8 protein-coding genes are annotated in these 9215 nt (G+C 67.7%); 5 read left to right on the top strand and 3 right to left on the bottom strand.

The genetic code is table 11. The features are described from left to right. The first annotated feature begins 71 nt into the window (after nucleotides 1-71). The 5 genes from R4P95_RS10930 to R4P95_RS10910 all read left to right on the top strand — a co-directional run bounded on the left by R4P95_RS10930 (nucleotide 72) and on the right by R4P95_RS10910 (nucleotide 5587). Entirely contained in the window at nucleotides 72-1295 is a 1224-nt protein-coding gene (locus R4P95_RS10930; protein ID WP_317744850.1) for a lipase family protein, read from the top strand. 142 nt (nucleotides 1296-1437) lie between these two features. Continuing rightward, on the top strand, nucleotides 1438-2100 hold the full coding sequence (locus R4P95_RS10925) for an SDR family NAD(P)-dependent oxidoreductase (protein WP_249353764.1): 663 nt from the start codon (nucleotides 1438-1440) through the stop codon (nucleotides 2098-2100). Between the two features lie 83 nt (nucleotides 2101-2183). Then, entirely contained in the window at nucleotides 2184-4505 is a 2322-nt protein-coding gene (locus R4P95_RS10920; RefSeq protein ID WP_317744852.1) for an ATP-binding protein, read from the top strand. 362 nt (nucleotides 4506-4867) lie between these two features. Beyond that, nucleotides 4868-5260 carry a Zn-ribbon domain-containing OB-fold protein gene (locus R4P95_RS10915; RefSeq protein WP_213572133.1) on the top strand — a complete coding sequence of 131 codons (393 nt, stop codon included), beginning with the start codon at nucleotides 4868-4870 and terminating at the stop codon, nucleotides 5258-5260. Nucleotides 5261-5263: 3 nt separating this feature from the next. Then, entirely contained in the window at nucleotides 5264-5587 is a 324-nt protein-coding gene (locus tag R4P95_RS10910) for a hypothetical protein (protein WP_213572132.1), read from the top strand. Between the two features lie 11 nt (nucleotides 5588-5598). Here R4P95_RS10910 and R4P95_RS10905 read toward each other — a convergent pair whose 3' ends face one another. Genes R4P95_RS10905 through R4P95_RS10895 form a run of 3 tightly spaced genes read right to left on the bottom strand, consistent with a single transcriptional unit; the run spans nucleotide 5599 to nucleotide 9214 of the window. Further along, nucleotides 5599-7692 (bottom strand): xanthine dehydrogenase family protein molybdopterin-binding subunit, encoded by a 2094-nt coding sequence (locus R4P95_RS10905; protein WP_213572131.1) that lies wholly within the window; start codon nucleotides 7690-7692, stop codon nucleotides 5599-5601. Continuing rightward, nucleotides 7692-8681, bottom strand: a complete 990-nt coding sequence (locus R4P95_RS10900; protein ID WP_317744854.1) for a xanthine dehydrogenase family protein subunit M — start codon at nucleotides 8679-8681, stop codon at nucleotides 7692-7694. The genes R4P95_RS10905 and R4P95_RS10900 overlap by 1 nt, the downstream gene beginning before the upstream one ends. Next, nucleotides 8678-9214: a 2Fe-2S iron-sulfur cluster-binding protein gene (locus R4P95_RS10895; protein WP_213572129.1), complete on the bottom strand. Its 537-nt coding sequence runs from the start codon at nucleotides 9212-9214 to the stop codon at nucleotides 8678-8680. The genes R4P95_RS10900 and R4P95_RS10895 overlap by 4 nt, the downstream gene beginning before the upstream one ends. Between the last annotated feature and the right edge of the window lies 1 nt (nucleotide 9215).

The raw sequence follows: 9215 nt of genomic DNA, 5'->3' as shown, positions 1-9215 counted from the left end.
TAACGGACCGGCCCGGATACCGATAACACCGGGGAACTCGGTCACACTCGAACTCGATTCCAGGAGGCGATATGGGGCGCTCACCCAGCAAGGGCCTGTCAGCACGCGCCCTGTGCGCGGTCTTCACCGCGTGCGTCGCCGCGGCCGGCGCGGGAGGTGTGGCCGCCGCAGCACCGATCTACCCTGCCTCCGAGACGGATCCCTTCTACGTGCAGCCGTCGAACCTCGAGTCCAGCGCAGCCGGGCAGCCCATCGCCACCCGGCCCATGCCTCCGCTGCTCGCGTTCCCCGACACCGATGTCTGGCAGGTGAAGTACCGCACCACCAATTCGCAGGGCCGCCCAATCTCCTCGGTCAGCACAGTGCTGGTACCGCACAACCGGCCGGTGAACGGTCCGCTGCTGTCCTACCAGCACATCATCAACGCGCTCGGACCGCGGTGCGCGCCGTCACGCACCCTGTACACCAACGACCCGGACCTTCAGATCAAGGAGGCGCCGGCGCTGAATCTCGCACTGCAGCGGGGCTGGACGGTCGCCCTTCCCGACCACCTGGGACCCAACAGCGCCTACGGTGCGGCCAAGCTCGGCGGGTTCATCACCCTCGACGGTATTCGCGCCGTGCAGCAGGTTCCGGAACTGAACGTCGCGCAGAGTCCTGTCGCGCTGGCCGGCTACTCCGGGGGCGGCATGGCGTCGGCCTGGGCTGCGGCTCTCGCGCCGGAGTATGCCCCGGAGCTGAATATCGTCGGGGTCGCCGAGGGTGGTGTACCGATGAACATCGGGAAGATGGCCAATGGCCTGGGCATGCAGCCGCATCCCGCGTTCGGCCTGGCGATGGCGGCGGCGCTCGGCCTCGAACGGGAGTATCCGGACCGGCTGCCGATCAGTGAGCAGCTCAACGATCGTGGTCTGGCCATGCGCAGCGACATGGCGAATGCGTGCACCAACGGCATCCTCGCGGCGGGCGCCGGTCGCAGTGCGACCGAGGTGGCCAAGACCACGGACCTCATGAGCAGCCCGCAGGCCTGGGAAGTACTCGACGAGAACAGTGTCGAGCTGTATCCCGGTGTGCCGACCGCGCCGATCTTCGAATGGCACAGCCCGACCGACGTGCTCATTCCCGTCGACTCGATCGAGACGACGATCGCACGGTACTGCGCGGCCGGTGTTCGGGTGCAGTCGGAACTCTTCCCGAGCCCCGACCACCTTTCGACGGCGGTCCTGGGTCTTCCCACCGCCCTGGACTACCTGGACGCGCGGTTCCGGGGCGATCCGGCACCGAGCAACTGCTGACCGACCACCGCACCCCGGGCGGTGACATGCGTGATTGTCATCGGATTGTGTTCTGCCTGAACGGCGTCCGGATAGCGCGGCGTTTGAGTCCCGGAAACCGCGGGTACCCAAAATTATGCATGCCAGCGCACTCAATGCAGTCGTGACGGGATCGGACTCGGGGATCGGCCGGGCCGTCGCACTGGCACTCGCGGACGACGGTTTCCACCTCGGGTTGGCATACGCCACGGATCGCGACCGCGCGGAGGCCACGGCCGGCGAGGTGAGGGCCAGGTCGGTGCGCGCGGTGGTCCGGAAGATGGACCTCGCCGAGCTACCCCACTCGGCCACCGCGGTCGACGAGTTCGCCCGGGAGCTCGGCGGAATCGGTGTCCTCGTCAGCTGCCCGGGCAGCACAGCCGTCGAATGCATACAACGCGGTGTCCGGTACATGATCGCCGGCGGGCAAGGTGGCCGCATCGTGAACATCACCGCCTCGGCGTCGTCGCTCGGCGGGCTGACCGGTCTCCTCGCCGCCGAGTTGTCGCGGTACTCCGTCACCGTCAATTCCGTCGTCGTCCCCGCCGCGGATCCCGCGTTCCCGTCCCCGGGCCGCGACGACGGGGAAGCCGCCACCGTCGCGTCGTACCTCACAGCGCCTGCCGCGATGTTCGTGACGGGCGCCCAGTACACGGTGGAAGGGCGCCGAGTCACCATTACCCCACACAGCCTGACCGACCCCGGCCCTCGCCGTCCCGGTCCTCGGGGAAGCCACCGCATCCGCTCCTACGCGGGTCGCTGGGCACCGACCCGGTGGACGCGCTGACCCTCCGTTGTGCGAAAACTCGGTGCAGGACGAGCGCCGCTGTACCGTTGTTCCAGGGGGCGTGAAATGAGAGTGACGGCTTCATGCAGCCCGCAGCGAAGATCAAGGTGGGGAATCTGCCTCACGAGCTGACGAGTTTCGTCGGTCGGCGTCGAGAGATCGCAGAAGCGCGTGGCCTGCTGGCCACCTCACGCCTGGTGACACTCACCGGAATCGGAGGAGTCGGCAAGACCAGGCTGGCCCTGCGAGTTGCGCTCGATTCGAGTCGGGCATTCGAGGACGGCGTGTGGCTGGTCGAACTGGGCGAACTCGAGGAAGACGCCCTGGTAGTCGGTGCCGTGGTGGCAGCTCTGAAGTTGCGTGAGCAGCAATCCGAGGCACCCGAGGTGGTATTGCAGGAGTTTCTGGAGCCACGGTGCGTGCTGCTGGTCCTCGACAACTGCGAACATCTCGTCGACGCCGTCGCCGGTCTGACCGAGTTCTTGCTGCGGAGCTGCCCCGATTTGCGGATCCTCGCCACCAGCCGGGAACCTCTCGGAATCCCGGGCGAGGCCACCGTTCGGGTGCCACCACTCACGCTGCCCCACTCGGGCCATCCCGCGTCGGTGAAGGCCCTCGCCCAGTACGAGTCGGTCGCACTGTTCGCCGAGCGCGCCGCCGCGGCCGTCCCCGGATTCCATCTCACCGAGGACAACCATGTTGCGGTCGTGCAGATCTGTCAGCAACTGGACGGTCTGCCATTGGCGATCGAACTGGCCGCAGTGCGACTCCGGGTGATGTCGGTCGAACAAATCCTTCAGCGGCTGACGGACCGCTATCAGTTGCTCACGACCGGATGCCGCGGCGCGCCCGCACGCCAGCAGACGCTCCTGTGGTGTATCGACTGGAGCCACGAACTGTGCACGCCGCAGGAACGGGAACTGTGGGGAAGGCTCGCCGTCTTCGCCGGGGGCTTCGAATTGGATGCGGTCGAGAAGATCTGTTCAGGATCGTTGCGCCCCGCCGAGGTCGTCGACGTGGTCGCCTCGCTCATCGACAAGTCGATCCTGATCCGGGAAGAGGCCAGGGGCGCGGTGCGCTACCGACTTCTCGAGACTCTCCGCGAGTACGGCCGCGAGAAGTTACAGGAGACCTCGGAGTTCGCGTCACTGCTGCGCCGGCACCGGAATTTCTACGAGCAATTGGCGGTGCAGGCGCGGTCCGAGTGGGTCAGCGCCCGGCAGGTCAGCTGGATCGAGCGCCTGGACGCCGAGCAACCGAACTTGCGAGCCGCCCTACATTTCTGCCTGACGTCACCGAAGGACGCGGCGGCGGGGCTCCGCATGGCCGCGGCCCTGTACCCGTTCTGGCGGTCGCGGGGACTGCTGAGGGAGGGCAGACGCTGGATCGACCAACTGCTGGCTGTGCGCGGCGCCGGTTCCGCGGAGGAACGGATCCGCGCCCTCTACGTCGCGGTCATGTTGTCCGAACTCGACAGCGACGTCGAGGCCTCGTCCGCGGCGATCGAGGAGGCTCATGCACTCGCCCAGGGGGTCGCCGACCCGATCTCACACGCACTGATTGCTCACGCCGAAGGTGGTCGCGCGATGTTCGGCGGACATCTCGACGCGGCCCGGGCAAATTACGAGGCCGCGTTGGCCGTGTTCCGCACCGACGACGATCTGCTGCACCTGATCTGGGGGCTTCTCGGACTCGCGCTGGCGACCGGTTCGACCGATCCGGATCGGTCCGCACAGTGTCAGCGCGAGATACTCGCCCTCACCGAAGCGCGCGGCGAGTCGGTGTATCGCAGTTGGTCACTGTGGGCGGCAGGTATGTCGGCGTGGCAGCACCGCGACTTCGAGGGCGCGGAGGGTCTGCTGAAACAGGGTCTGCAACTGGCCGGGATGGTCGACGACCGCATCAGTGCTGCGGGATGCCTGGAAGTGCTGGGCTGGATCGCAGTGGGTAGGGGAGACAGCCACCACGCGGCCGAACTGATGGGGGCCGCGTACGCGCTGGCGCATGCGGTCGGCAATCCGAACACGGTCTATCCGAACCAGCGCATCCATCATCTCGACTGCGCCGAACAGGCGCGACGGGACATCGGTGACCGCGCGTTCGAGGCCGCCTTCCATCAGGGAATGAACACCTGCCTCGAGGAGGCCGCAGCGGCTGTGCTGGGCACGAAGCAGCGCACGAATCCGAACACCGATCAAACGCAGACCGCCCTGACGCGCCGCGAATGGCAGGTGGCCGAACTCGTCGCCGACGGGCTGACCAACAAGGCGATCGCCGCCACCCTGGTCATCTCGCAACGCACCGCCCAGGGACACGTCGAGCACATTCTGGCAAAACTCGGCTTCACCTCCCGCACCCAGATCGCGGCGTGGGTCGTGGAGCACGCGCAGGATCGGCACGTCTGACAACTGCACGGCCGGGACGGGGGAAGGCGTCGCGGGGGGCGAAACAGGTATGTGCCCGGGTCGATCGGCCGCTGTACTTTCCGGCGGCACGGGTCAAGCTCATACGCGTCCCCCTTTCAGCCGGTACCACCCCCGAGGCCCCCAATGTCCCCTACACCGCGAACACACCGAAAGCCCGACTCCCACCGCGCTCGGCCCCCGATCCTTCGGCGCCCTCACCCGACCGACGGGTGTCGACTCCGGAGCGGGGGGAAACGGAGGTTGTTCGGCAGGGTGGGTCGGGGGACACCGCACAGCAGGCCGTTACCTTTCGCGTCCGCGACGCCGACGGTAGGTATCACTTTCGCCGGGTGGGTGACGGTATGAGCCCGGAACGACACAGCCGCGGGCATGCGCTCGCGAAGGCGTGCGCGCTGATGATCCAACGCTGCCGCAGCTGCACGACCCTGCTGGCACCGCTGATGGCCACGTGCTCGACGTGCCAGGGTTCCGATTTCGAGCAGGTGCCCTCGTGTGGTGTCGGTTCGATCGTCTCGTCCAAATCGGTCGAACGTGAACGGCGCGGCCGGGATCGTGTTTCGGCCCCCTGCACGATCGCGATCGTGGAACTCGACGAAGGCCCCTGGGTGTACACCTGGATCGACGGCGAGGTCCCTGCCTCTTCCTCCCAGCAACCCGTCCGTGTCGAGTTCCGGCCGGCGGCAGCGGCCGAGCAGCTACCCGTGTTCGCGATCCGGCACTCCAGCGAGGGCTGACCCATGCAAACACGTCCTGCGGTCGAGCCCGGCGAGAAGTACGACGCCGAATGGATCCGATTCTGGCTCGGCCGGTGTGAATGGCTCGAGCGGACCCATTCGCTGAGTTCGGACGGCCGATGGATGGCAGTCTTCGCCATTCAGTGGGCCCCGTTCGGCGGTGCCGCCGCGGCGGACCTGATGGAACGATTCGGCGTCGAGCGGGAGCGTTTCCTGGAACTCGTCCTCGCCGCACTGGCGCCACGAAGCTCTGATCTGCAGCGGATTCGCGCGGTGAAAAGTTGTCTGCGGGCCTCCCTCGAGCACGCGTGGCGGCGGATCGAGTAGTCGCGCCGCGGTCAGTCGTGCAACAGATCGTCGAGGTGGATCGGTACCGCCCTGACCCGGATGCCGGTGGCGCTGCGCACCGCGTTCGCCACGGCAGCGGCCGCACCGACGATCCCGATTTCCCCGGCGCCTTTCGAGCCGATCGGATTGGCGTGCTCGTCGATGTCCTCGAGGCAGACGGCGTCGAGGTAGCGAATGTCGGCGTGCGCGGCGATGTGGTAGCTCGCGAGGTCGTGGTTGACGATGTGGCCGAAACGGGTATCCCCGACGCTTTCCTCGTGCAGGGCCATCGACACTCCCATCGTCATGCCGCCGATGAGTTGGGAGCGGACCGTCCGCGCATTGACGACCCGTCCGATGGCGAACACCCCGAGCATTCGCTCCACCCGAATCTCACAGGTGTCGCGATGGACGTGCGCCTCCACGAAATGGGCGCCGAACGAATGGAGTGCGAATCTTTCGGCGTCGGGGTTACCCGGTGTCTCCGCACTCGCTTCCGCCCCCGGGTGCGGCGCCGTGCCGTGTGTGTCGCGGAACGCCCGGGCCGCGGCGACGACGGCACTGCCCCAGGAACTGATCCCCGTGGAACCTCCGGCCACCGTGGCGGACGGTAGGTCGGTGTCGCCGATCTCCAGGTCGATCGCGTCGAGAGGACAGCCGAGGGCATCGGCCGCGATCTGGGTGAGGGCGGTCCACGTTCCGGTGCCGATGTCGACGGACCCGATCTGCACCCGATACCTGTCGCCCTCGTAGCGAATGCGCGCAACCGACCCCGGGGACGTGTTCGCCGGGTAGGTTGCGGCGGCCACTCCGTACCCGACCGACCAGTCCGAGCCGGAGCGAATCCCGGCCTTGGTGTCCCGGTCGGCCCAGCCGAAACGGCCGGCGCCTTCGCGGAGACAATCGACGAGGCGCCGGCCCGACCACGGGTGCCCGGACTCCGGGTCGGTGGCCGGTTCGTTTCTGATGCGCAGTTCGATCGGGTCGATCCCGCATACCTCGGCGAGTTCGTCCATCGCGACCTCGGCCGCGAACATTCCAGGGGTCTCGCCCGGGGCCCGCATCCAGGACGGTGCGGGCACGTCGAGGGCGACGAGGCGATGTGAGGTGTACCGGGCGGGGGAGGAATACATCATCCGCGACGGCACCGCCGCCTGCTCGGCGAATTCCTTGATCTTGGCGGACTGGGTGAGCACCTCGTGGGAGACGGCGGTCAGGTGACCGTCGGTGTCCGCGCCGAGCCGGATGTGCTGAAGCGTCGGGGCTCGGTAGGCGGACAGCGCGAACATCTGCTGCCGGGTGACCGCGAACTTGACCGGCCGGCCGGGTACCCTCTGCGCAGCGAGCGTTACCAGCACATTGTGCGCGTGAGGCAACCCCTTCGATCCGAAACCGCCGCCGACGTGTGGTGCGATGACCCGGATGTCCTCCGGTTCGAGACCGAACACCGGCGCCAACGTCTTCCGGACCGAATGAACGCCCTGCGTCGAATCGTGCAGTGTCAGGACGGGGCCTGGTCCGCCCGGCCGCCACTGGGCGATCGTGGTGTGCGGCTCCATCGGATTGTTGTGCTCCATGGCTGTGGAGTACACCTGGTCGACCGTCCGTGGGGCGGTGGTCAACGCCGCCTCCACATCACCGCTTCGCGTGTCGGTGGGGAAACCGGCATTCACTGTTTCCGGGGCGTAGAAGTCGCTGCGGTCGGCGCGGAAGTCGGTGTCGTGGTCACGCACGTCGTACTCGACTCGGATCAGGTCGGCAGCCTGCCGGGCAGTTTCGGGCGACTCCGCGACCACCGCGCCGAGGAACTGGCCCCGGAAGTGGACCTCGGGGTCCTGCAGGATCGCGAGTTCACCGTCGGAGGTGTCCGCGAGTCGCGGCGCATCGAACACCGTCAGTATGGTGACCACCCCGTCCACGGCCTGCGCGTCCCCTGCATCCATGGCGGTGACCTTCCCGCGGGCGATGCTCGACAGGACGGGATGCAGATACGTCGGATCCGGCACTGCGTGCTCGAAGGCATACCGCGCCGCACCGGTCACCTTGTCGTGACCATCGAGGCGCTCGGCGGGCGTCCCGACGACCCTCGGTTCGAGCAACGCCATCAGCGTGCCTCCTCGGTGAGGGAACGGAGCGTCGTGGACAGGACGCGTCTGGTGAGGGTCACCTTGAATTCGTTACCCGGCAGGGGGCTCACCGCGGACAGTTCGGCGTCGGCCGCCGCCGCGAAGGTCTGCTCCGTGGGTGCGGAACCGTTCAGCATTTCTTCGGCTCGCTCCGCGCGCCACGGTCGGTGCGCCACCCCGCCGAGTGCGATCCGTGCGGAACTGATGCGGTCGTTCTCGATCGTCAGTTCCGCGGCCACCGACACGAGCGCGAACGCGAACGACGCCCGGTCACGCACCTTGCGGTACGCCGACCGGCTTGCCGCCACCGGCGGTGGAAGCTCCACCGCGGTGACGAGTTCACCGTGAGTGAGCTCGGTGTCCCGGTCGGGGCTGTCCCCGGGGAGCCGATAGAACTCGGCCAGGGGAATGCGCCGGTTGCCGTCGACACTCCGCACGACCACCACTGCGTCGAGCGCGGTCATCGCGACGGCCATGTCGGACGGATGCACGGCCACGCAGTGCTCGGAGGCACCGAGGATGGCGGAGTAGCGGGCATACCCTCCGAGAGCAGAGCAGCCGGTACCCGGTGCCCGTTTGTTGCACGGCGTCGTCATGTCCTGGAAGTACACGCACCGAGTGCGCTGGAGAAGGTTGCCCGCGGTGGTGGCGAGATTACGGAGCTGACCCGACGCGCCGGACAGCAGTGCCCTCGACAGCATCGGGTACCGGGAGCGGACGAGTTCGTGCGCAGCCAGATCGCTGTTGCGGACGGTCGCACCGATTCGAAGTCCGCCGTCCGGGAGTTCGTCCACGTCGCCGAGGGGAAGTGCACTGACATCCACCAGTCGACCCGGCTGCGCCACACCGAGTTTCATGTGATCCACGAGGTTGGTGCCGCCGGCCAGGAAGCGCGCGTCGGGGTCCGCGGTGACGGTGGCGACGGCTCCGTCGACGTCGGTGGCCCGTTCGTAATCGAACGGGATCATGCCTCTGCCGCCTGACGAATCGCGGCCAGAATATTCGTGTACGCGCCGCAGCGGCACAGGTTCCCGCTCATCCGTTCACGGATCTCGTCGTCGGTCAGCTCGGGCGGCGCCGTCAGATCCTCGGTGACGTTGCTCGGGTGCTGCGCCCAGAACTCGTCGAGCATTCCGACGGCGGAACAGACCTGACCGGGTGTGCAGTAGCCGCACTGCAGCCCGTCCTGCTCGACGAATGCCTGCTGCATCGCGTGCAGCTCGTCGCCGTCGGCCAGGCCGCGCGCCGTGGTGATGCGGGCACCGTCGTGGGCGACGGCGAAGGTCAGGCAGGTGGTGGCCCGCCGACCGTCCAGCAGCACGGTGCACGAACCGCATTGGCCGTGATCGCATCCCTTTTTGGGTGCCGTCACACCCAGGTGCTCCCGCAGGGCGTCCAGCAACGTCGTCCGCGTGTCGACCTCGAGGGTGCGATGCTCGCCGTCGACGTCGAGGGCGATCTTCGCGTGCCGTGCGCCGCGCGGACCAGAAGGGTGATTCATA

It is taken from the genome of Rhodococcus sp. IEGM 27, from assembly GCF_033142305.1.
Classification (GTDB): domain Bacteria; phylum Actinomycetota; class Actinomycetes; order Mycobacteriales; family Mycobacteriaceae; genus Rhodococcus_F; species Rhodococcus_F oxybenzonivorans.
This window is presented reverse-complemented; position numbering and strand designations above follow the sequence as displayed.

Excerpts from the sequence above, each read along its gene's own strand:
- R4P95_RS10930 (WP_317744850.1), top strand. The coding sequence starts at position 72 with ATGGGGCGCTCACCCAGCAAGGGCCTGTCAGCACGCGCCCTGTGCGCG.
- R4P95_RS10920 (WP_317744852.1), top strand. The coding sequence starts at position 2,184 with ATGCAGCCCGCAGCGAAGATCAAGGTGGGGAATCTGCCTCACGAGCTG.
- R4P95_RS10915 (WP_213572133.1), top strand. The coding sequence starts at position 4,868 with ATGAGCCCGGAACGACACAGCCGCGGGCATGCGCTCGCGAAGGCGTGC.
- R4P95_RS10910 (WP_213572132.1), top strand. The coding sequence starts at position 5,264 with ATGCAAACACGTCCTGCGGTCGAGCCCGGCGAGAAGTACGACGCCGAA.
- R4P95_RS10905 (WP_213572131.1), bottom strand. The coding sequence starts at position 7,692 with ATGGCGTTGCTCGAACCGAGGGTCGTCGGGACGCCCGCCGAGCGCCTC.
- R4P95_RS10900 (WP_317744854.1), bottom strand. The coding sequence starts at position 8,681 with ATGATCCCGTTCGATTACGAACGGGCCACCGACGTCGACGGAGCCGTC.
- R4P95_RS10895 (WP_213572129.1), bottom strand. The coding sequence starts at position 9,214 with ATGAATCACCCTTCTGGTCCGCGCGGCGCACGGCACGCGAAGATCGCC.